General features: G+C 59.3%; 22 protein-coding genes. 16 read left to right on the forward strand and 6 right to left on the reverse strand.

Going from position 1 to position 19,758, the window contains the following annotated elements:
- Window positions 1–40: 40 nt before the first annotated feature.
- The 6 genes from D3871_RS00005 to D3871_RS00030 all read left to right on the forward strand — a co-directional run bounded on the left by D3871_RS00005 (window position 41) and on the right by D3871_RS00030 (window position 4,816).
- Window positions 41–1,195 carry a formate dehydrogenase subunit gamma gene (locus D3871_RS00005; RefSeq protein WP_119767043.1) on the forward strand — a complete coding sequence of 385 codons (1,155 nt, stop codon included), beginning with the start codon at window positions 41–43 and terminating at the stop codon, window positions 1,193–1,195.
- Window positions 1,196–1,212: 17 nt separating this feature from the next.
- Window positions 1,213–1,623, forward strand: coding sequence for a hypothetical protein (locus D3871_RS00010; RefSeq protein ID WP_119767044.1), 411 nt, complete (start codon window positions 1,213–1,215; stop codon window positions 1,621–1,623).
- Window positions 1,624–1,674: 51 nt separating this feature from the next.
- Window positions 1,675–2,517: a formate dehydrogenase accessory sulfurtransferase FdhD gene (locus tag D3871_RS00015; RefSeq protein ID WP_119767045.1), complete on the forward strand. Its 843-nt coding sequence runs from the start codon at window positions 1,675–1,677 to the stop codon at window positions 2,515–2,517.
- A gap of 86 nt (window positions 2,518–2,603) precedes the next feature.
- Window positions 2,604–3,311 (forward strand): ABC transporter permease, encoded by a 708-nt coding sequence (locus D3871_RS00020; RefSeq protein ID WP_119767046.1) that lies wholly within the window; start codon window positions 2,604–2,606, stop codon window positions 3,309–3,311.
- Window positions 3,308–3,982 (forward strand): energy-coupling factor ABC transporter ATP-binding protein, encoded by a 675-nt coding sequence (locus D3871_RS00025; RefSeq protein WP_119767047.1) that lies wholly within the window; start codon window positions 3,308–3,310, stop codon window positions 3,980–3,982. The genes D3871_RS00020 and D3871_RS00025 overlap by 4 nt, the downstream gene beginning before the upstream one ends.
- Window positions 3,983–4,006: 24 nt before the next feature.
- Window positions 4,007–4,816: an ABC transporter substrate-binding protein gene (locus D3871_RS00030; protein WP_119767048.1), complete on the forward strand. Its 810-nt coding sequence runs from the start codon at window positions 4,007–4,009 to the stop codon at window positions 4,814–4,816.
- Between the two features lie 18 nt (window positions 4,817–4,834).
- On the opposite strand, the gene D3871_RS00035 is transcribed toward D3871_RS00030, so the two are convergent.
- On the reverse strand, window positions 4,835–5,164 hold the full coding sequence (locus D3871_RS00035) for a RodZ family helix-turn-helix domain-containing protein (RefSeq protein ID WP_119767049.1): 330 nt from the start codon (window positions 5,162–5,164) through the stop codon (window positions 4,835–4,837).
- Window positions 5,165–5,434: 270 nt separating this feature from the next.
- Here D3871_RS00035 and D3871_RS00040 point away from each other — a divergent pair, with 270 nt between their 5' ends.
- Entirely contained in the window at window positions 5,435–6,037 is a 603-nt protein-coding gene (locus D3871_RS00040) for a type 1 glutamine amidotransferase domain-containing protein (RefSeq protein WP_274381679.1), read from the forward strand.
- 176 nt (window positions 6,038–6,213) lie between these two features.
- On the opposite strand, the gene D3871_RS00045 is transcribed toward D3871_RS00040, so the two are convergent.
- Together D3871_RS00045 and D3871_RS00050 are read right to left on the reverse strand one after the other, a co-directional pair.
- Window positions 6,214–6,957, reverse strand: a complete 744-nt coding sequence (locus D3871_RS00045) for an MgtC/SapB family protein (protein ID WP_119769782.1) — start codon at window positions 6,955–6,957, stop codon at window positions 6,214–6,216.
- 52 nt (window positions 6,958–7,009) lie between these two features.
- Window positions 7,010–7,696, reverse strand: a complete 687-nt coding sequence (locus D3871_RS00050) for a Crp/Fnr family transcriptional regulator (protein ID WP_233575461.1) — start codon at window positions 7,694–7,696, stop codon at window positions 7,010–7,012.
- 263 nt (window positions 7,697–7,959) lie between these two features.
- Between D3871_RS00050 and D3871_RS00055 the strand changes: the two genes are divergently transcribed.
- The 7 genes from D3871_RS00055 to D3871_RS00085 all read left to right on the forward strand — a co-directional run bounded on the left by D3871_RS00055 (window position 7,960) and on the right by D3871_RS00085 (window position 16,433).
- The gene (locus D3871_RS00055; protein WP_119767052.1) at window positions 7,960–9,915 is read left to right on the forward strand and encodes an AMP-dependent synthetase/ligase; all 1,956 of its coding nucleotides are present in this window, start codon (window positions 7,960–7,962) and stop codon (window positions 9,913–9,915) included.
- Window positions 9,916–9,918: 3 nt separating this feature from the next.
- Window positions 9,919–10,707 (forward strand): ABC transporter ATP-binding protein, encoded by a 789-nt coding sequence (locus tag D3871_RS00060; protein ID WP_119767053.1) that lies wholly within the window; start codon window positions 9,919–9,921, stop codon window positions 10,705–10,707.
- 95 nt (window positions 10,708–10,802) lie between these two features.
- On the forward strand, window positions 10,803–11,699 hold the full coding sequence (locus D3871_RS00065) for a branched-chain amino acid ABC transporter permease (protein ID WP_199724782.1): 897 nt from the start codon (window positions 10,803–10,805) through the stop codon (window positions 11,697–11,699).
- A gap of 87 nt (window positions 11,700–11,786) precedes the next feature.
- Window positions 11,787–12,845, forward strand: coding sequence for a branched-chain amino acid ABC transporter permease (locus tag D3871_RS00070; protein WP_119767055.1), 1,059 nt, complete (start codon window positions 11,787–11,789; stop codon window positions 12,843–12,845).
- 60 nt (window positions 12,846–12,905) lie between these two features.
- Window positions 12,906–14,210, forward strand: coding sequence for an ABC transporter substrate-binding protein (locus D3871_RS00075; RefSeq protein WP_119767056.1), 1,305 nt, complete (start codon window positions 12,906–12,908; stop codon window positions 14,208–14,210).
- A 112-nt stretch (window positions 14,211–14,322) separates the two neighbouring features.
- Window positions 14,323–15,159: an ABC transporter ATP-binding protein gene (locus tag D3871_RS00080; RefSeq protein ID WP_119767057.1), complete on the forward strand. Its 837-nt coding sequence runs from the start codon at window positions 14,323–14,325 to the stop codon at window positions 15,157–15,159.
- A 26-nt stretch (window positions 15,160–15,185) separates the two neighbouring features.
- Window positions 15,186–16,433, forward strand: coding sequence for a phenylacetate--CoA ligase family protein (locus tag D3871_RS00085; protein ID WP_119767058.1), 1,248 nt, complete (start codon window positions 15,186–15,188; stop codon window positions 16,431–16,433).
- 51 nt (window positions 16,434–16,484) lie between these two features.
- Here D3871_RS00085 and D3871_RS00090 read toward each other — a convergent pair whose 3' ends face one another.
- Both D3871_RS00090 and D3871_RS00095 read right to left on the reverse strand, forming a co-directional pair.
- A complete protein-coding gene (locus D3871_RS00090; RefSeq protein WP_233575462.1) occupies window positions 16,485–16,718 on the reverse strand; it encodes a hypothetical protein in 234 nt (77 codons plus the stop codon).
- A gap of 113 nt (window positions 16,719–16,831) precedes the next feature.
- Complete coding sequence (locus D3871_RS00095) at window positions 16,832–17,134, reverse strand: DUF1330 domain-containing protein (RefSeq protein WP_158597831.1); 303 nt, start codon at window positions 17,132–17,134, stop codon at window positions 16,832–16,834.
- 152 nt (window positions 17,135–17,286) lie between these two features.
- Here D3871_RS00095 and D3871_RS00100 point away from each other — a divergent pair, with 152 nt between their 5' ends.
- A complete protein-coding gene (locus D3871_RS00100) occupies window positions 17,287–17,874 on the forward strand; it encodes a hypoxanthine-guanine phosphoribosyltransferase (protein WP_119767060.1) in 588 nt (195 codons plus the stop codon).
- A gap of 72 nt (window positions 17,875–17,946) precedes the next feature.
- Here the strand turns inward: D3871_RS00100 and D3871_RS00105 are convergent, their stop codons facing one another.
- A complete protein-coding gene (locus D3871_RS00105; protein WP_119767061.1) occupies window positions 17,947–18,924 on the reverse strand; it encodes an NAD(P)H-dependent flavin oxidoreductase in 978 nt (325 codons plus the stop codon).
- Window positions 18,925–19,075: 151 nt separating this feature from the next.
- Here D3871_RS00105 and D3871_RS00110 point away from each other — a divergent pair, with 151 nt between their 5' ends.
- Window positions 19,076–19,735, forward strand: coding sequence for a TetR/AcrR family transcriptional regulator (locus tag D3871_RS00110; protein ID WP_158597832.1), 660 nt, complete (start codon window positions 19,076–19,078; stop codon window positions 19,733–19,735).
- The last annotated feature ends 23 nt before the right edge of the window (window positions 19,736–19,758 follow it).

Genomic DNA, 19,758 nt, shown 5'->3' on the forward strand with positions numbered 1-19,758 from the left:
GTCGGCGATAAGCCCGGCCCTCAGTCAAAGGGAAAACGTCATGAATAAATGGATTACCGCCTTCGCTTTGGCGATGACGCTTGCGACAAGCGGCGTAATGGCACAGGATCCCAAGGCTCCAGCCACCCAGCCGGCGCCTGCGCCTGCAGCCGCAGCACCCGCAGCAACGACACCCGCCGCCCCCAACGTCGAATCCGTCGACATCCTCAAGCAGAACCAGGCCGAACGCACGCGCGACCAGCCGGGCAACAATGCGCCGACCTGGCGCATCATCAAGGAAGGCACGAATAATTATTCCAGCCTGCCCGGTCCGGAAATGGGTGTGCTGATTCAACCCAAAGCGCAGTTTCCGGGGCAGAGTTATGCGACCACGGCGGGCGAGGCATGGCGGCAGTATCGCAACGGGCCGCTGACCAACATCGGCGGCTGGCTGCTGATCATTGCAATCATCGCGCTTGCCGCGATTTACCTAATCAAGGGGCGCATCCGGCTGAAAGGCGCCCGCACCGGCCGCCTGATCGAACGCTTCACATCGCTGGAACGCATCACGCACTGGACCGTGGCAATTACCTTTCTCACGCTCGCATTGTCCGGCCTGATCATGCTGTTCGGCAAATACGTACTGATGCCGGTATTCGGCCATACGCTGTTCGGCTGGCTCGCGTTTGCCTGCAAGAACATCCACAATTTCGTCGGGCCGGTCTTTACGATATCGCTGGTGCTGATGTTCGTGCTGTATGTGAAAGACAACCTGCCGCAGCGCGGCGACGGCAGATGGCTGGCCAGGCTCGGCGGCGCGATCGGCAAGGAGCATGTGAGCGCCGGCCGCTTCAATGCCGGTGAAAAACTGTGGTTCTGGGGCGGCGTCGTCACGCTCGGCCTGATCGTCAGCGCTTCCGGTTTCGTGCTCGACATGCTGGTGCCGGGCATGGTCTACACCCGCAGCAACATGCAAATCGCCAATATCATCCATCTGATCGCGGCGGTGCTGGTGGTGGCGATGTCGTTCGGCCATATCTACCTTGGCACGATCGGCATGGAAGGCGCCTACGATGCCATGCGCCGCGGCTATGTCGACGATACCTGGGCCAAGGAACATCATGATCTGTGGTATCAGCAAATCCAGAATGGCGAAGTACCGCGCGTGCGGACGCAACAGCGTCCGGGCGATCCGGGACCGGTCAAGGCCGTATGAAGGCAAGAGAGGATACGATGAAAAACTGCTTACCCCTGTTGATCATGCTGGCACTGGGCGCGGGTGCGGCCCATGCCAAGCTGCCGCCTCCCACCCCGGAAGCCAAGGCCGCTGCCGATGCCGCGAAAGACAAGACTGCCTGGAGCGACAAGGTCGCATCCTATAAACTCTGCCAGTCGCAGGACAAGGTGACCGCGCGTTACTTCAAGGACAAGGAAGGCGCGAAGAAACCAACCGTCGAGACGCCGCCATGCGCGGACCCGGGGCCCTATGTTCCTACTGCGGCGGCAGCACCGGCAGCACCACCAGCAGCGGGCGGCACGGCAGCCCCCGCCGCCGCTGCGGCAGCTGCCAGCGCCCCGACCGCGCCGGCGGCATCGGCAAGCACGGCGCCCGCTGCACCGGCAGCCGAGCCTGCAAAGAAGTAACATAGGACTCATTGAACCACTCGTTGCTGTTCGCAGCAGAAAACTCGACGCATGCCACGCCGCCCCTACCTGACCAATGCCACCGTCAATCTCACGCAAGAAGTCGAGGTAATGGACGAACGCGGCCGGATATCGAAAATCTTCATTCCGGCGGAACGCCCGCTGACGGTCTATGTCGACAAGCGCGAACTGGTGACGCTGATGACCCTGGGCGGCGCGCCGGAAGCCCTGACGCTCGGGTATCTGCGCAATCAGCGCCTGGTCAGGTCCATTGAAGATATCGAATCGATCACCGTGGACTGGGAAGTCGAGGCGGTTGCGGTCAAGACCTTTTCCGGCATCGCCGACGTCGAGGAACGCACTTCGCGCAAGGTGGTCACCACCGGCTGCGGCCAGGGCTCCGTGTTTGGCGGGCTGATGGATGAAGTCGAGCGGATTACCTTGCCGCCCGACGCGCGGCTACGCCAATCGACGCTGTACCAGATCGTCGATACCATCCGCACCCAGCAATCGATCTACAAGCAGGCCGGCTCGGTGCATGGTTGCGCGCTGTTTTCGGCCGAAGGCGAGATGCTGTATTTCGTCGAGGATGTCGGCCGCCACAATGCGGTCGATGCGATCGCCGGCCGCATGTGGCTGGACGATGTCGGCGGCGGCGACAAGGTGTTTTACACCACCGGTCGGCTGACGTCCGAAATGGTCATCAAGGGCGCGCAAATGGGCATTCCCTTCCTGCTGTCGCGCTCCGGTACCACCCAGATGGGACACATGGTGGCCGAACGGCTGGGCATGACGCTGCTGGCGCGCTGCACCGGCAAGCATTTCCTTGCGCTCAGCGGCCGCGACCGCCTGATCATGGAACCGCATCTGGCCGAAGTGCTGCGGGTCGCCTAGCGCTGCCCAGGGCTGGCACACTGGGAGTCGATGTCGAAGCACAGTACACTACCCACTGACGCCAACTACCCCGATTCACGATCTGCATGCATCTGCTTGACGCTATCCGCGACGCCTTCGCCCTGCTCCTGTCCGGAGATGCCGAACTTTGGCAAGTCATCTGGGTTTCACTTAAGACCACGGTCGTCGCGCTGCTGTTCGCGACGCCGCTTGCCATCCTGCTCGGCTACCTGATCGCCGCCCGTTCGTTCGCTGGACGACGCATCGTGATCTGGCTGGTGCAGGCATCGCTGTCGCTGCCGACAGTACTGATAGGCTTGTTGCTGTACCTGATGCTGTCGCGCCAAGGTCCGCTGGGTGATTTTCGCTGGCTGTTTTCGCAGTCCGGCATCGTTGCCGGACAAGTGCTGATTGCCTTGCCGGTGCTGATCTCCTTCACGCTGGCTGCGGTGCAGGCAGCGGATCTGCGGCTGACCGAAACTGCAGTGACGCTCGGTGCATCCGGCTGGCGCGTGATGTTCACGGTGCTGTATGAAGTACGTTTCGGCGTGATGGCGGCCGTGATCAGCGGATTCGGCCGCGTGATTTCGGAAGTCGGTTGCGCGATCATGGTCGGCGGCAATATCGCCGGCGACACGCGCACCATCACCACTGCCATTGCCTTGCAAACCAGCAAGGGCGAATTTGCGCAGGGAATCGCGCTCGGCATGGTGCTCATCGTGATCGCACTTGCCATCAATGCGGTGCTGCTCCTGCTCCAGGGCGATCCACGCACGGCGCGAGGGGTGTCGTGAGAATCCTGCTATCGATACATCAGCTGAAAAAACAGTTCGGCGAACGCCAGCTGTTCGAGATCGAACACCTGACGATCCGGCAAGCCAGCGCCTATGTGCTTACCGGCTTGAATGGGACCGGCAAAAGCACCTTGCTGCGCATACTGGCCGGACTCGAACCGGCACAGGCATCGGAGGTCGTATTCCTTGATCAAAGCCTGGCGTTGGCGCCCTATCCGTCCAGCATGCGCGCGGCAATCGTGTATGTGCATCAGCATCCGGTGATGTTTTCGACCAGCGTCGCGCACAACATCGGCTATGGACTGGTGGCGCGCGGCTTGCCAAAAGCCGAGGTGGCGCGGCATGTCGACGAAGCGATGGAATGGGCCGGCGTCAGCCATTTGCGCGACAGCAAGCCGCTGACCTTGTCCGGCGGCGAAAAGCAGCGCATCGCGCTGGCACGCGCCAAAGTGCTGGAACCGAAGCTGCTGCTACTCGATGAACCGACCGCCAATCTGGACGGCGCCGCGCGCGAACAAGTGATTGCGCTGATCCCGTCACTGGTCAAAAATGGTGGCAGCGTCGTCATGGCCTGCCATGATCGTGACCTGATTGCCTTGCCCGGCGTCGAGCGGCTGAAGCTGCGCGATGGACGCTTGCAGGCGCGGCAGCAACGGGTGCGCGTGGCATAAATTTTATTGACGGGAGAACTTCACATGATGCGTACCCGAATGGTTTCCTTACTAGCTGCACTGCTGTTCCTGTCGTCGCTGGCATCGGCGCAACAGGTCCTGAAACTGTCCACCACCACCAGTACCGACAATTCGGGGCTATTGAAATTTTTGCTGCCGCCGTTTGAAGCGCAGTCCGGGCTGAAGGTGCAGGTAATTTCGGTCGGTACCGGCAAGGCGCTGGAACTGGCGAAAAACGGCGACGTCGATGTCACGCTGGTGCATGCGCGTCCTTCCGAAGACAAGTTCGTCGCCGAGGGCCATGGCGTGAACCGGCGCAATGTGATGTACAACGATTTCATCATCGTCGGTCCAGCCGCCGATCCGGCCGGCATCAAGGGCGAGAAAAACCTGATCGCTGCCCTGAAGCGGATTGTCGATACCAAGGCGCGCTTCATCTCGCGCGGCGACAATTCCGGTACTGACCAGATGGAACGCGCGTACTGGAAGGATGTCGGCGCAAAGCCGGCCGGCAATGCCTATGTATCGGCCGGGCTGGGCATGGGTGAAGTGTTGACGATGGCGGCGGAATTGCAGGCGTATACGCTGACCGACCGGGCGACCTACGTCGCCTATCAAGCCAAGACCGGGCTGGCGATTGCAGTCGAAGGCGATGCGAAAATGTTCAACCCTTACGGCATCATCGCGGTCAATCCGGCGAAGTACAAGGACATCAATTACAAGGGCGCGATGCAGTTGATCGACTGGATCACGTCGGAAGCGGGGCAACAGCGCATCGCCGCCTTCCGGGTCGACGGCAAGCAGCTGTTTTTCCCCTCCGCGACCGCGCGCTAAGTTATTTCTTTTATTTCCTTATTTCTTTTCGCTGGCAGGGCCGGTGGTATTCGGCACCGAGTGATTGTTCACTTGGCCAGAATGCGGCAGCGTGGTTGTTTCCTGGCCCTTGGTCAGCGTCTGAGGATTGGCCTGGGTCGGGGTATTGGCATCTCCGCTGCTGGGCGCGGTCGCGACCTTGGGCTGCATCGCGCCATCGGATGACGGCATCTGGTTCGGCGGCAACGCCACCGACCCGCTGCTGGTGGATGCCGGCGCGGTGCTGGTTTTCGGCTCGGGTGTTTTCTGGCAGCCGGCAAACAATAGCAGCGCGACACTGGCGAACATCAGTTTGCTCATCGTTTTCATGTCTACCTCCTGAAAGGGTCGGACCTGCGGTGCGCGATATCGCGAATCGACATGTGCACGGTGTCTGTAAAAGTGATTGACCTAGGTTTGACTGGCAACAGTACCCGGCGGTTCGGAATGGAGACGTCTATTACAACTTCGCTCAAAACAATTCCCTTTCAAAGTGCTAAGTGCGTCCTTACGTCTGTAGCCGAAATTGCTCTTGGGAAACTGCTTCGCCCGAACTTTTCCCGCGCCGGTCACTCAACCTGATTTTGGTTCAGGAGAAAAATGATGGATCCGGTTCTTAACGGAATGAATGTCGCCATCCTCGTCACCGATGGTTTCGAGCAAGTTGAATTGACCGAGCCGAAGAAAGCGCTGGAAGCGGTGGGTGCGCTGACCAGGATCGTTTCGGACAAGTTCGACAAGGTGCGCGGCATGCACCATGATCAGCAGGGAGATGAATTTACCGTCGACCTGCTCTTGCGCGAAGCGGATGCAAAAGCCTTCGATGCGGTATTACTGCCGGGCGGCAAGGTGAATGCAGCGGCATTGCGCAACATGGGAGAAGCCCAGCGCTTCTTACAGAATATCGATGAAGACCACAAGCCGATTGCCGTGATTTGCCATGGCGGCTGGCTGCTGGTGTCGGCCGGCCTGGTTGAAGGTCGCACGATGACCAGCTACCCGGCGCTGGAACAGGATATCCGCAATGCCGGCGGCAACTGGGTCGATCAGGAAGTGGTGAGGGATGGCAACCTGGTCAGCAGCCGCAAGCCGGAAGACATTCCTGCATTCAACGACAAGATGGTCGAAGTGATCGCCGAACGGCTGCAATCGCATCTACGCGGCACCGCGGATGAACATGCGGTGGGCATCGCGGGCAGCTAAGGAACGTGCACGAAATAATTTCCCGATTTGGTTCACGTCCGACGGGCGCGCTGCAGCGTTGCTCGGCGTCGCCATAGCTCGCTATGACTCCTTCTCGCGCCTTGCAGCGCATCCCGTCGGACGCGTCCAAATCGGTAACTTATTCCGTACACATTCCTAAGCGAACAAGCCGCGAATCAATTTCTGGCATGGGACAGGTGGAAGCTTTCCAGTCCTTCCACCTGCGACATGTCCTTCGCCAGTTCGCTGATCGGTGCGCCGCTGCTTTTACTGTAGGCCACTGCGACGAAATGCCATTCGGTCTTGCCATGCTGTACGGCAATCGAGATCGACCCGCTGGCGATTTCATAGCCGCGCTTCAACGCCGCATCGCGCAAGCGCTGCTCGCTCGGCGCCGCACCTTCCTTGAAGCGCATCACGATGGCAATCGCTTGCCGCGACGGCAAGCGGCTCGCCAGCTTGGGTACGCCTATCATGCAGGCGGCCGACATCAGCGCCAGCAGCATTGCAGACAGATAAAATCCGACGCCGACCAGCACGCCGATCACCGATGTCGCCCAAATCGATGCCGCAGTGGTGAGGCCGCTGATATTGAAGCCTTCCTTCATGATCACGCCGGCGCCGAGAAAACCGATGCCCGTCACGATGCCCTGAATGACGCGCGTCGGATCGACACCCGGCCCGATCATCACCTGCCCGCCATACCAGTCGCCCGGATAGCCAGCGATCACCGTCAGCGCCGCCGATCCCATGCAAACCAGGCCATAGGTCCGCATGCCTGCGGCGCGGCCGCGATAGGAACGCTCGTAGCCCACCAGCAAGCCAAGCAGCAGCGCGCCGAACAGGCTGAAAAAAACGATGAGATTGGTAGCGACCACCGGCCCCGACCAGAATGCCGCCAGCGATTCGAGCGATGGCAGGTCGGCATAAATGCTATCCATACTTGCCTTTAGATTTTTCCATCCGATTGTTTCATGCGCGAAAGCGCCGCAGTCCGTCCAGATCCAGAATCTGGATGCCGCCGTAGTCGACCTTTAGCAAGCCCGCCTTTTCCAATACCTGCAGCGCCTGATTGGCGCGCTGGCGTGACGCACCGGACAGATAGCCGATTTCTTCCTGCGAAATCTGCAGCAACATGTCGGTGCCCGGATAGAGGTGGGTATTGAACATCGCCGCCAGGCAGCGCGCGACACGGGTATCGACGTCGAGCAGGCGGTCGAACTCGACCATGCCAATGAATTGCCCAAGCCGCTCGTTGAGTTGCATTAACAGGAAGCGGGTAAACGGCAGGCTGGTATCGAGCAGCCACATGAAGGTCTTGGCCGGCATGCGCGCGACCCGGCTGTCGCGCAGTGCGGTGACATCGTATTTGCGCTGCTCTCCCTTGAGCAGCGTGCCTTCGCCAAACCAGCCGCCGGCCGACAAGCCGGTGAACGTAACCGACTTGCCTTCCGGCGAAAGATTGTTCATCTTCACCAAGCCTTCGATCACGCCTATCCACGCGTCAACCTTCTCCCCCTTGCGGCAGACATAACCGCCCTTGGGCACGAACTGCTCGACGGTATCGGCTTCGACACGCGCCATCTGTTCCGCAGTCAACTGCCGTGCCCAGATGGTTTCGCGCAGCACTTCTTTCAATGGACGCTTTTCTATAGACATGGTGCGATGCATCAACGATAGTTTTTGTTTTAATCAGGATTGTCGGGCAAATGACAGCGCACAGAGACTTCGCTGTCTAGTATGCTGACAACAAAGAACAAAGAATAACGGAGACATTGTAAGCCGACTCGCCCGACGCGCCTATGCTCGCGGGCAAAGACACTGCTGGCTTGCATCGCCCATCGAGTCAGCTCGACGGCGCTCCGCATCAGATCCTTCGTGACGGTACACCAACGGTACATCTGTTATAAGAGAGTGGGACGATGAGTGAGACAAGCAAACCGGGCGGACGCACCTTTCCCCGCATGCTGCTGCAGCATGCGCAAAGCCGCGCCGACAAACCCGCCTTCCGTGAAAAAGATCTCGGCATCTGGCAAACCTGGAATTGGGCGCAGGTCGCCGACGAAGTGCGCGCGCTGGCATGCGGACTGGCGGCAATGGGATTCAAGCGCGGCATGAATCTGGCGATCGTCGGCGACAACCGTCCGCGCCTGTACTGGTCGATGGCAGCCGCCCAATGCCTCGGCGGCGTGGCGGTCCCGCTGTACCAGGATGCGCCGGCGGCCGATATGGCTTATGTGCTGGACGATGCGGAAATCGACTTTGCGATTGTTGAAGACCAGGAACAGGTCGACAAGCTGTTTGAAATCAAGCAAGGGCTGAACCGCATTTCCCACATCGTTTACGACGATGAGCGCGGGATGCGACATTACCAGCAAGCCGAACTGACCTCGTTTGAAAAGGTGCAGCAGCTGGGCCGCGAATTCGAACGTGACCATCCCGGCTTTTTCATGAATGAAGTCAACGCCGGCAGCGAAGACGATACCGCAGTGATGCTCTATACCTCGGGCACCACCGGCAAGCCCAAGGGCGTGTGCCAGACGCATCGCTCCTTCATGGCGGCCGCGGTCGGCGGCGTCGGCTTCGACAAGCTCACCGGCGACGACGACATCCTGTCCTACCTGCCGATGGCTTGGGTCGGCGATCACTTGTTCTCGTTCGCGCAGGCAATGGTCGCGGGTTTCACGGTCAATTGCCCGGAGTCCGGCGATACCGTGATGACCGATATGCGCGAAATCGGACCCACCTATTATTTCGCCCCGCCACGCGTGTTTGAAAACATGCTGACCACGGTCATGATCCGGATGGAAGACGCCGGGTCGATCAAGCGCAAGATGTTCCATCACTATATGGATGTCGCGCGTCGCGTCGGAGCGGATATTCTCGACCGCAAGCCGGTCTCATTGCTCGACCGGCTGCGCTATGCAATGGGCAATGTGCTCGTCTACGGCCCGCTGAAAAACGTGCTCGGCTTGTCGCGCGTGCGCGTCGCGTATACCGCCGGTGCAGCGATCGGTCCGGACCTGTTCCGCTTTTACCGTTCTATCGGGGTCAACCTGAAGCAGCTGTATGGCTCGACAGAAACCTGCGCCTATGTGTGCCTGCAACCGGACGGAAACATCAAGTTCGACAGCGTCGGCCTGCCGGCACCCGGTGTCGAAGTCAAGCTTGCGCCCAACGGCGAAGTGCTGGTGAAGTCGGCGTCCATGCTCAAGGAATACTATAAGCGGCCCGATGCGACGCAGGAAGTCATCGATGCGGATGGTTACTTCCATACCGGCGATGCCGGCCTGTTCGATGAAGAAGGCCATCTGAAGATCATCGACCGTGCCGCCGATGTCGGCCGGATGACCAACGGAGCGATCTTCGCGCCCAACTATATCGAGAACAAGCTCAAGTTCTTCCCCTTCATCAAGGAAGCGGTCGCCTTCGGCAACGAGCGAGACCGGGTGTGTGCGTTCATCAACATCGATATGGAAGCGGTCGGCAACTGGTCCGAGCGGCGCGGCATTGCGTATTCGGGCTATACCGATCTCGCGGCCAAGCGCGAAACCTATGACCTGATCGCCGAATGCGTGGAAAAGGTCAACGCCGACCTGGCGAGCGAAGCCCTGATGTCGGACACGCAGATCCATCGCTTCCTGGTGTTGCACAAGGAACTGGATCCGGACGACGACGAGTTGACGCGCACCCGCAAGGTACGCCGGCGTTTTGTCGCGGAAAAATACAAGGCGCTGATCGACGCGCTGTATGCGGGCAAGACGTCGCAATACATAGAAACCCAGGTCAAGTTCGAAGACGGCCGCAAGGGCACGGTTTCGGCCGACCTGCGCATCGTCGATGTAAAGACCTATGGCGAATTGAAGAAGGCGGCATAAGCGATGAACGATAACCGCAAGATCGGCAATGTAATCCTGGACCTGCAGCATATCTCGCTCGCCTTCGGCGGGGTCAAGGCCTTGACCGATATCTCCTTCGATGTGCGCGAGCATGAGATCCGCGCGATCATCGGCCCCAACGGCGCGGGCAAGAGCTCGATGCTGAATGTGATCAATGGCGTGTACCGGCCGCAGCAGGGCAAGATCATTTATCGCGGCGAAGAACGGCACGACATGAATACCTATGCGGCGGCCAAGAGCGGCATTGCACGCACCTTTCAGAATATCGCGCTGTTCAAGGGCATGACCGTGCTCGACAACATCATGACCGGCCGTAACCTGAAGATGCAGACCAATTTCCTGCTGCAGGCGATTTACTGGGGTCCGGCGCAGCGCGAGGAAATCGCGCATCGCAAGAAGGTGGAATCAATCATCGACTTCCTGGAAATCCAGCATATCCGCAAGACGCCGGTTTCGCGCTTGCCCTATGGCTTGCAAAAGCGTGTGGAGCTGGGGCGCGCGCTGGCGGCGGAACCGGAAATCCTGTTGCTGGACGAGCCGATGGCCGGGATGAATGTCGAGGAAAAGCAGGACATGTGCCGCTTCATCCTCGATGTGAATGACCAGTTCGGCACCACGATCGTGCTGATCGAGCACGACATGGGTGTGGTGATGGATATTTCGGATCGGGTAGTGGTGCTGGATTACGGCAAGAAGATCGGCGATGGTACGCCGGAGGAAGTGCGCAGTAATCAGGATGTGATCAATGCGTATCTCGGCGTAGCGCATTAACGGACAGGCTCCCTCCCCCTACGCCGGGCGCCCCTGCAAGGGAGAGGGAACGCTACACAGATCGAAACAAGATCGGTTAAGGATATCAGATGGAAATCAGTTTCTTTTTCGAAGTGTTGATCGGCGGCCTGCTCGCCGGCGTCATGTATGCCCTGGTGGCGCTCGGCTTCGTGCTGATCTACAAAGCTTCCGGCGTATTCAACTTTGCGCAAGGTGCGATGGTGTTCTTCGCCGCCCTGACCTGCGTCGGCTTGATCGACAAATTCGGCGTGCCACTCTGGCTCGCGATTCCGTTGACGATGGCGGCAATGGTGCTGCTGGGTCTGGCAACCGAACGCATCGTGCTGCGGCCGCTGGTCAACCAGCATGAAATCACGCTGTTCATGGCCACCATCGGCCTGACCTTCTTTATCGAAGGGCTCGCTCAGCTGATCTGGGGTTCGCAGGTAAGGCGACTTGATATCGGCATCGAAGACGTGCCTATCATGTACCTGCTGGATAACTTCAATATCTCGATTTCGCAATTCGATGTGACCGCTGCCGGCATTTGCGCGATCCTGGTGACCGGGCTGGCGCTGTTCTTTTCCAAGACCAAGATCGGCCGCGCCTTGCGCGCAGTGGCCGACGACCATCAAGCCGCGCTGGCGGTCGGCATTCCGCTGCAACAGATCTGGGGCATCGTCTGGGCGGTTGCCGGTTTTGTCGCGCTGGTCGCCGGATTGCTTTGGGGTGCGCGCAACGGCGTGCAGTTCGCGCTGACCTTCGTCGCGTTGAAAGCCTTGCCGGTGCTGATCCTGGGCGGATTTACCTCGGTGCCAGGCGCGATCGTCGGCGGCCTGATCATCGGCGCATCCGAAAAACTGGCCGAGGTGTATATCGGACCGATGGTGGGCGGCGGCATCGAGGGTTGGTTCCCGTATGTGCTGGCATTGCTGTTCTTGCTGGTACGGCCGGAAGGTTTGTTTGGTGAAAAGATTATTCGACGGATTTAGCGTCTTGCATTCTCCGCACTCAGGGAAGCAAGCCGCAGCAGTAATTACGATTGACTACAAGCCACGTTATTAGTCAGGAAAAAAACTATGTTCTACCGCGAAGCAGGTCAATTCAAACCTACCTACCAGGCCGACAGCCAGATCTTTCCGATCCGGCAGGATCGCATCGGCATCATGCTGCTGCTGGCGATCGCCTTTCTGGCGGTGCCGCTGGTCGCCACGCCCTATATGTTCTCGGCGATCCTGATTCCCTTCCTGATCTTTTCACTGGCAGCACTGGGCTTGAACATCCTGACCGGCTATGCCGGCCAGCTGTCCTTGGGCACGGCGGCCTTCATGGCGGTCGGCGCATTTGCCGCCTATAACTTCATGCTGCGCATACCCGGCATTCCGGTATTGCTGGCATTCGTCCTGGGCGGATTGTGCGCGGCGCTGGTGGGGGTTGCCTTCGGTTTGCCTTCGTTGCGCATCCGCGGCTTTTACCTCGCCGCTGCGACGCTGGCTACGCAATTCTTTGTAGTCTGGTGCCTGACCAAGATCCAGTGGTTCACCAACTACAGTTCGTCAGGCGTGATCACGGCGCAAAAGATCACCATTCTCGGCTACAACTTCGACACGCCGGGCAGCAAGTATGTGTTGACCTTGGCCATCGTATGCGTGATGGCGCTGATGCTGCGCAACATGGTACGCACCAATGTCGGCCGCTCGTGGATGGCGGTGCGCGACATGGATGTCGCGGCCGAAGTGATCGGCTTCCGGCTGATGCGCACCAAGCTGCTGGCGTTCGCGGTCAGCTCCTTTTATTGCGGCGTCGCCGGTGCACTGTATGCGTATGCCTACCTCGGCACCGTCGAGCCGGAAGCCTACAGCCTCGACCTGTCGTTCCGCATCCTGTTCATGATCATCATCGGCGGCGTCGGCTCGATCATCGGCGCCTTCTTCGGCGCAGCCTTCATCGTGCTGCTGCCTATCCTGCTCAACATCATCGCGCATGCATTACAGCTGCCGACGTCGGTCGCGTCCAATCTGGAGCTGATGGTGTTTGGCGCGCTCATCATTTTCTTCCTGATCGTCGAACCGCATGGCTTGGCCCGTCTCTGGCAGATCGCGAAGGAAAAACTGCGTTTGTGGCCGTTTCCGCATTAAAGCGTCCAGGACTTTCCGTTTCACCAGTTGTCACTGCTGTCTAATAATAGGAGGAGCACCATGAAGTTGATTAAATCAATCCTGATCGGCGCCGCACTGACCGGCACTGTCAGTGTCGCTGCGGCACAGGAACAATTCATCCCCATCCTTTCCTACCGTGTTGGTCCCTATGCGGCCGGCGGCTCCGGATTCTTCGGCGGCTCGATTGACTATATGAACCTGGTCAATGCCAACGGCGGCATCAACGGCGTCAAGCTGAAATGGGAAGAGTGCGAAACCGAATACAACGCTTCGCGCGGCGTCGAATGCTATGAACGCCTGAAGTCGAACAGCGGCGGCGCGTCGCTGGTCGAGCCGCTGGCAACCGGCATTGCCTACGGCATCCTGGACCGCGTCGCGACCGACAAGATCCCGATGACGACACTGGGCTACGGCCGCTCCGACGCTGCCAACGGCAAGGTATTTCCGTATGTCTTTCCGCTGATCACCAGCTACTGGAACCAGGCTGCGGCGATGGTGGCTTATCTCGGCAGCAAGGAAGGCGGCGTAGACAAACTCAAGGGCAAGAAGATCGTGCACCTGTACCACGACTCCGCGTTTGGCAAGGAACCGCTGCCTGTGCTGGAAGCGCAGTCGCAGCAATACGGTTTCGAGCTGATCAAGATCCCGGTCGCGCATCCCGGCAACGAGCAGCAATCGCAGTGGCTGCAGATCCGCCAGGCCAAGCCAGACTATGTGATCCTGTGGGGCTGGGGCGTGATGAATGCGGTGGCGATCAAGACCGCGCAGCGTAACGGCTTCCCGCGCGAGAAGATGCTGGGCGTCTGGTGGGCGGGTTCCGAGGAAGACACGATCCCGGCCGGCGACGCGGCCAAGGGCTACACCACGATGACCTTCAACACGCCGGGCAACTATCCGGTGCTCGATGAAATCCGCAAGAAAGTCTACGACGCCGGCAAGGGCAACCTGGACGACAAGGCGCGCGTGGGCTCGGTCTATCACATGCGCGGCGTGACTGCCGGCATCCTGTGGGTGGAAGCAATCCGCAAGGCGCAGGAAAAATACGGCAAGGGCAAGGTCATGACCGGCGAGCAAGTACGCTGGGGCTTTGAAAACCTGAACATCGACGAGGCACGCCAGAAGCAATTGGGCGCAGCCGGCATGTTCCCGCCGGTAAAGACTTCCTGCGAAGACCATGAAGGTTCGGGCGCGGTCAAAGTGCAGCAGTGGAGTGGTACGAAATGGGTGCCGATCACGCCGAACTGGGTGGTTGGCGACAAGGCCCTGACACGCAAGCTGCTGGAAGAGTCGTCGAACAAGTATGCGACCGAGAAGAATATCAAGGCCGCGTGCATGAACGGATAAGCATACTGCCGACTGCATTGCTCCAACCTGCGCATGGTTCCCTCCCCCTGAAAGGGGGGAAGGGATCGTGCGGCAAATTGCTCCACACTGCTGCGTATACCGCTATGCCACTATGAGCCTATCTCCAGCCACTTCCGCAACCGCGACTGCGCCCTATCTCTCGGTCAACAACATCGAGGTCATCTACGATCACGTGATCCTGGTGTTGAAAGGCGTGTCGCTGCAAGTCCCGCAAGGCAAGATCGTCGCACTGCTTGGCGCCAACGGCGCAGGCAAGTCGACCACGATGAAATCGATTTCCACCCTGTTGCGCGGCGAGCGCGGCGACGTCACCAAGGGCAGCGTCGAATTCAAGGGTGAGCGCATCGATCAGTTGACCCCGAACGAACTCGTCAAGCGCGGTCTGTCGCAAGTGATGGAAGGCCGTCACTGCTTCGGTCACCTGACGATAGAAGAAAACCTGCTGACCGGCGCCTATACCCGCAAGATTTCGCGCACCGAGCTCAAGGATTCGCTGGAAATGGTTTATCACTATTTTCCACGCCTCAAGCAACGGCGCACCTCGCAGGCCGGCTATACATCGGGCGGCGAACAACAGATGTGCGCGATCGGCCGCTCGCTGATGGCCAAGCCATCGATGATCCTGCTCGACGAACCGTCGATGGGTCTGGCGCCGCAGATCGTCGAAGAGATTTTCGAGATCGTGAAAGATCTTAATACCAAGGAAAACGTGTCTTTCCTGGTGGCCGAACAAAACACCATGGTCGCGCTGCGCTATGCGGATTTCGGCTACATCCTCGAGAACGGCCGCGTCGTGATGGAAGGCGATGCCGACGATCTCGCCTCGAATGAAGATGTGAAGGAATTCTATCTGGGCGTATCGGGCGCAGGACGCAAGAGCTTCCGCGACATGAAGTTTTATCGCCGTCGCAAGCGCTGGCTTGCCTGAATGATGTCAACAAGGATGAGCTTGTCATGAGCGATTTTCTGGATTCACTGGAAGCGCGCGATCCTCAGCAACGCGAACAGGCGTTGCTGGCGCGGCTCCCGGAACTGGTGGCCCGCGCGCAGTCTGCGCCCGGCTGGGCCCGCATTTTAGGCGGTGTCAATGCGGCCGACATCACGTCGCGCGTCGCGCTTGCGCAATTGCCGGTCACGCGCAAATCCGACCTGAAGGACTTGCAGCAGGACGCCGCGCCGTTCGGCGGCCTGACCACGACAGCGGCGCGGCAAATGCGCCATCTGTTCATGTCGCCCGGTCCGATCTTCGATCCGGAAGGATACGGCGAGGATTGGTGGCGCTTTGCCCGGCCGATGGCCGCGCTCGGCCTGCGTGCCGGCCATATCGTGCAAAACTGCTTTTCTTACCATTTCACCCCGGCCGCTTTCATGGCTGAAGGCGGCGCGGCGCGGCTGGGATGCGCAGTGATCCCGGCCGGCATCGGCCAGACCGAGATGCAGGTGCAGGCGATGGCCGAACTGAGGCCGGATGCCTATATCGGCACGCCGTCTTTTCTCAAGATCATCATTGAAAAGGCACGTGAAATGCAGGCCGACATCAGCAGCGTGCAGCGCGCGCTGGTCGGCGCCGAAGCCTTGCCGCCCTCGCTGCGCAAATGGCTGCAGGACAATGGCGTGCCGCATGTGTTGCAGATGTACGGCTCGGCCGATATCGGCAATATCGCCTATGAAACCGAGACCGATGGCCAGGTCAATCCCGGCATGGTGCTCGATGAAGACCTGATCCTGGAAATCGTGCGCCCGGGCACCGGCGATCCGGTGCCCGAAGGCGAAGTCGGTGAAGTGGTCATTACCTCGTTCAATCCCGACTATCCATTGATACGCTTCGGCACCGGCGACATGTCGGCGGTCCTGCCCGGCATTTCCCCATGTGGGCGCACCAATGTGCGGATCAAGGGTTGGATGGGACGTGCAGATCAGACCACCAAGGTGCGCGCGATGTTCGTGCATCCGTCACAGGTGGCTGAAGTGATCAAACGCTATCCGCAGATTGCGAAAGCGCGGCTGGTGGTGAGCGGCGAAATGGCCAACGATGTGATGACCCTGCATTGCGAGGTCGACGATCCGGCCAGCGTGCCGTCGGCGGCAATTGTGGAGACGATCCGCGATGTGACCAAATTGCGCGGCGCGTTGCAATTGGTTGCGCGTGGCACCTTGCCCAACGATGGCAAGGTGATCGAGGACGCGCGCAAGTACGAGTAAGACTGACAAAAAGGCTGCCGCCGGTTCGGCGGCAGCCTCTTCATCACCAGGCTAGAACGGTTTCTTGATGACCTTGTCCGGCGATTTGCCGGGCCTGTCGTTGACCACTTCATCGACCCCGCCGGTCGCGCGTAAATCGGTATCGACCTGACCTTCCTGCAAGTCCTCGTACGCCTGCTTCATATCGTCGCGCACATTGTCGTCTTCATAATTGTCGTTCGACTCGTCGCGTTCGTGCGGCATGCGCGGCGTCGATCCGTCGCGGTACGGTCGTTGCGTGCTCACCTGATGTTGCTTCAATGTCGTCTTCATCGCTCCCTCGCTGAAAAGGTGAATAAGAGTTCGAGACGCTAACAGGGGAAAGATTCCCCTTTCACTGAAGCAAGTTGATGATGGGTTCAGGCACCTTCGACGATAAAGAGCCTGCCGATCGAATTCGCTTGCCGGATCTGCAATGCTTTCTGGTACTCCACTGATTCGTACCAGCGCCGCGCCTGCGCCAACGAAGGAAATTCAACGATCACGGTACGCCAGCCTGCATTGTGGGTTTCATCTTCGCCCTCGCGCTGGTCGCGTTCACCGCCGCGTACCAGGAACTGCCCGCCATATTGCATGGCGGCAGCGGTCGACAACGCACGGTAGCCTTCGTAATTGGTCGGATTGGTAACTTTGATTTCCGCCACGACATAAGCCTTGTTCATGCTGTGCTCCATTTCCATTCGGGTAACTGCTCGCTATCTTGCCATAGGCACGCGGCCGGCATATGATGGCCGCCCACGACGGGCTGCGGTAGGATGGTCGCACCCTGTCAATCAAGTCCAAGTTTATTTTTTCTGTTTTGAGGCGCTGCGCCATGACCTATATCGATTCCGAATTCCACCGTGACAAAGCCCGCTCGCTGCTCAACGATGCCGAACTGATTTTTGACGATGCCGCCGTGCAACGCGCAGTTGACGATGTCGCGCAAAAGCTGAACCAGCGCTTCGACAATGATGAAGGCGCGGCCTTTCCATTGGTGCTGGGCGTGATGGGCGGCGCGGTGGTGTTTTGCGGGCAGCTGCTGACGCGCCTGAAGTTTCCGCTCGAATTCGACTACATGCACGTCACCCGCTACGGCAGCAAGGACCAGGGTGGCAAGATCGAATGGAAAGTCATTCCCCGTTCGAATGTCGAAGGACGCACGGTGATCGTGCTCGACGACATACTCGACGAAGGTGAAACCCTTGCCCACGTCAAGGAGCGTTTGCTGGAAATGGGCGCAGCTGAAGTGGTGCTCGCGGTCTTTGCCGACAAGAATATCGGCAAGGCCAAGCCGGTGACGGCCGACTACATCGGCCTGACGCTGCCGAACAAGTTCGTCGTTGGCTATGGGATGGATGCCTATGGCTATTGGCGCAACCTGCCGAGTATCTGGGCAATCAAGACCGAGACCGGCGCTTGACCCCGGTTTCAACAGACGCACACTGAAATAACCGTTCCCTCTGCGGCAGCAAGCCGCAGAGGGATTTTCATTTTAGACGGCGATGCCGATCCGCTTCTTTGCCGCTACGTATTCAGCGCTCAGCTTTTCCATCACTTCCGGCACGGTCATCACGTGGTCCATCAGGCCGACGCCCTGGCCGGCGCCCCAGATATCGCGCCATGCCTTGGCCTTGCTGCCGCCACCGGAACCGAAGTTCATCTTCGTCTTGTCGGCTTCCGGCAGGTTGTCCGGATCGAGGCCTGCGGCGACGATGGACTTTCTCAGGTAGTTGCCATGCACACCGGTAAACAGGTTGGTGTAGATCACGTCAGCCGCCGCCGATTCCACGATGGCTTGGCGATACGCTTCATCGACATTCGACTCCTTGGTCGCCAACCAGCGTGAACCGATATACGCGAAGTCCGCGCCCATCGCTTGCGCTGCCAGCACCGCATCGCCGGTCGCGATCGAACCAGACAAGGCGATCGGTCCCTTGAAGAACTTGCGTACTTCACCAACCAGCGCAAAAGGCGACAGTGCGCCCGCATGACCGCCGGCACCTGCGGCGACCAGGATCAAGCCATCGACGCCGGCTTCCAATGCCTTCTTTGCATGACGGATCGAGATCACATCGTGCAGCACAATGCCGCCGTAACTGTGGATCGCGTCGAGCATTTCCTTCGGCGGCGCGCGCAGGCTGGAAATGATGATCGGGATCTGATGCTTGACACAGACTTCGACGTCATGCGCGAGGCGATCATTCGATTGGTGCACGATCTGGTTGACCGCGATCGGACCGACTTTCGCACCGGGATTGGCCTGCTTGTAGGCCTCGAGATCGGCCTGGATGTCGGTCAGCCAGGTATCGAGCAGTTCTGCCGGGCGCGCATTGAGCGCCGGGAAAGAACCGACGATGCCTGCCTTGCATTGCGCCTTGACCAGTTCCGGACCGCTGGCGATGAACATCGGCGAAGCGATGACGGGCAGGCTCAGGTTCTGCAATACCGCCGGCAAATGATGGGTGCTCATGAAGACTCCTTGGGTGGAGCGCCGGATCGATCCGGCGCGCTGTTTATGCGAGGCACATATCGACTGTAACGATAAAGCCGATTGCGTTTTTTTGAATTCTGTTTATGATGTTATCAGAAAAAACAATGTTTTTGCAAAGCGGCTTTTGAACATGAAATCTAAAAAAACGCAGGTCGTCGATTTTCGCCAGGCCCAGGAAGCGCTGCGCGATACCTTGCGCCAAGGCATGCTGGATGCGGCCACACGCTTGCTGACCGAAGAAGGCCCCGCCGCGATGACGGTCAGGCGTGTCGCCGATGCGGTGAATTGCTCGACCACGCTGCTGTATTCCTTGTTCGGCGGCAAGGATGGCCTGGCGAATGAACTGTATCTGGAAGGCTTCGCCCGCTTGAAAGCGGAATTCGCGCAAGCCGCGGCGCAGGCCTCGAAAAAGAAAACGGATACCGACGGCCTTGCGCCGCTGCTGTTGCATGCACGTGTGTATCACGATTATGCAAAGCGCAATCCCAGCTATTACATGGTGATGTTTGGCGATGCCATTGCCGGCTTCGTGCCGCCGGTCGAATCGCGCAAGCAAGCGTGGGAATCGCTGGCGGTACTGATCGAGACGTTTGAAGAAGCGATGAAGAACGGCACGCTGCCGCCGTCCAATCCGACTGCTGCTGCACGCTTGTTGTGGGCGGCGATGCATGGTGCGGTCAGTCTGGAGTTGAAAGGGTATTACTTGAAGAGCGAGCGGGCGGATGAGTTGTTCAATGCGGCGGTGAATGCGGTGTTGCGGTCGTTGCGGGTGGGGGATGGGAGGGCTTAGCAGACTTATCCGCTGGTTCAACC

The sequence above is a fragment of the Noviherbaspirillum saxi genome (assembly GCF_003591035.1).
GTDB lineage: Bacteria > Pseudomonadota > Gammaproteobacteria > Burkholderiales > Burkholderiaceae_D > Noviherbaspirillum > Noviherbaspirillum saxi.

What these genes read in the sequence shown, in the direction of transcription:
- D3871_RS00040 (WP_274381679.1), top strand. Translation starts at nt 5,435, where the DNA reads ATGATGGATCCGGTTCTTAACGGAATGAATGTCGCCATCCTCGTCACC.
- D3871_RS00110 (WP_158597832.1), top strand. Translation starts at nt 19,076, where the DNA reads ATGAAATCTAAAAAAACGCAGGTCGTCGATTTTCGCCAGGCCCAGGAA.
- D3871_RS00080 (WP_119767057.1), top strand. Translation starts at nt 14,323, where the DNA reads ATGAGCCTATCTCCAGCCACTTCCGCAACCGCGACTGCGCCCTATCTC.
- D3871_RS00005 (WP_119767043.1), top strand. Translation starts at nt 41, where the DNA reads ATGAATAAATGGATTACCGCCTTCGCTTTGGCGATGACGCTTGCGACA.
- D3871_RS00015 (WP_119767045.1), top strand. Translation starts at nt 1,675, where the DNA reads ATGCCACGCCGCCCCTACCTGACCAATGCCACCGTCAATCTCACGCAA.
- D3871_RS00035 (WP_119767049.1), bottom strand. Translation starts at nt 5,164, where the DNA reads ATGAAAACGATGAGCAAACTGATGTTCGCCAGTGTCGCGCTGCTATTG.
- D3871_RS00095 (WP_158597831.1), bottom strand. Translation starts at nt 17,134, where the DNA reads ATGAACAAGGCTTATGTCGTGGCGGAAATCAAAGTTACCAATCCGACC.
- D3871_RS00030 (WP_119767048.1), top strand. Translation starts at nt 4,007, where the DNA reads ATGATGCGTACCCGAATGGTTTCCTTACTAGCTGCACTGCTGTTCCTG.
- D3871_RS00075 (WP_119767056.1), top strand. Translation starts at nt 12,906, where the DNA reads ATGAAGTTGATTAAATCAATCCTGATCGGCGCCGCACTGACCGGCACT.
- D3871_RS00085 (WP_119767058.1), top strand. Translation starts at nt 15,186, where the DNA reads ATGAGCGATTTTCTGGATTCACTGGAAGCGCGCGATCCTCAGCAACGC.
- D3871_RS00055 (WP_119767052.1), top strand. Translation starts at nt 7,960, where the DNA reads ATGAGTGAGACAAGCAAACCGGGCGGACGCACCTTTCCCCGCATGCTG.
- D3871_RS00100 (WP_119767060.1), top strand. Translation starts at nt 17,287, where the DNA reads ATGACCTATATCGATTCCGAATTCCACCGTGACAAAGCCCGCTCGCTG.
- D3871_RS00010 (WP_119767044.1), top strand. Translation starts at nt 1,213, where the DNA reads ATGAAAAACTGCTTACCCCTGTTGATCATGCTGGCACTGGGCGCGGGT.
- D3871_RS00020 (WP_119767046.1), top strand. Translation starts at nt 2,604, where the DNA reads ATGCATCTGCTTGACGCTATCCGCGACGCCTTCGCCCTGCTCCTGTCC.
- D3871_RS00105 (WP_119767061.1), bottom strand. Translation starts at nt 18,924, where the DNA reads ATGAGCACCCATCATTTGCCGGCGGTATTGCAGAACCTGAGCCTGCCC.
- D3871_RS00070 (WP_119767055.1), top strand. Translation starts at nt 11,787, where the DNA reads ATGTTCTACCGCGAAGCAGGTCAATTCAAACCTACCTACCAGGCCGAC.
- D3871_RS00060 (WP_119767053.1), top strand. Translation starts at nt 9,919, where the DNA reads ATGAACGATAACCGCAAGATCGGCAATGTAATCCTGGACCTGCAGCAT.
- D3871_RS00050 (WP_233575461.1), bottom strand. Translation starts at nt 7,696, where the DNA reads ATGTCTATAGAAAAGCGTCCATTGAAAGAAGTGCTGCGCGAAACCATC.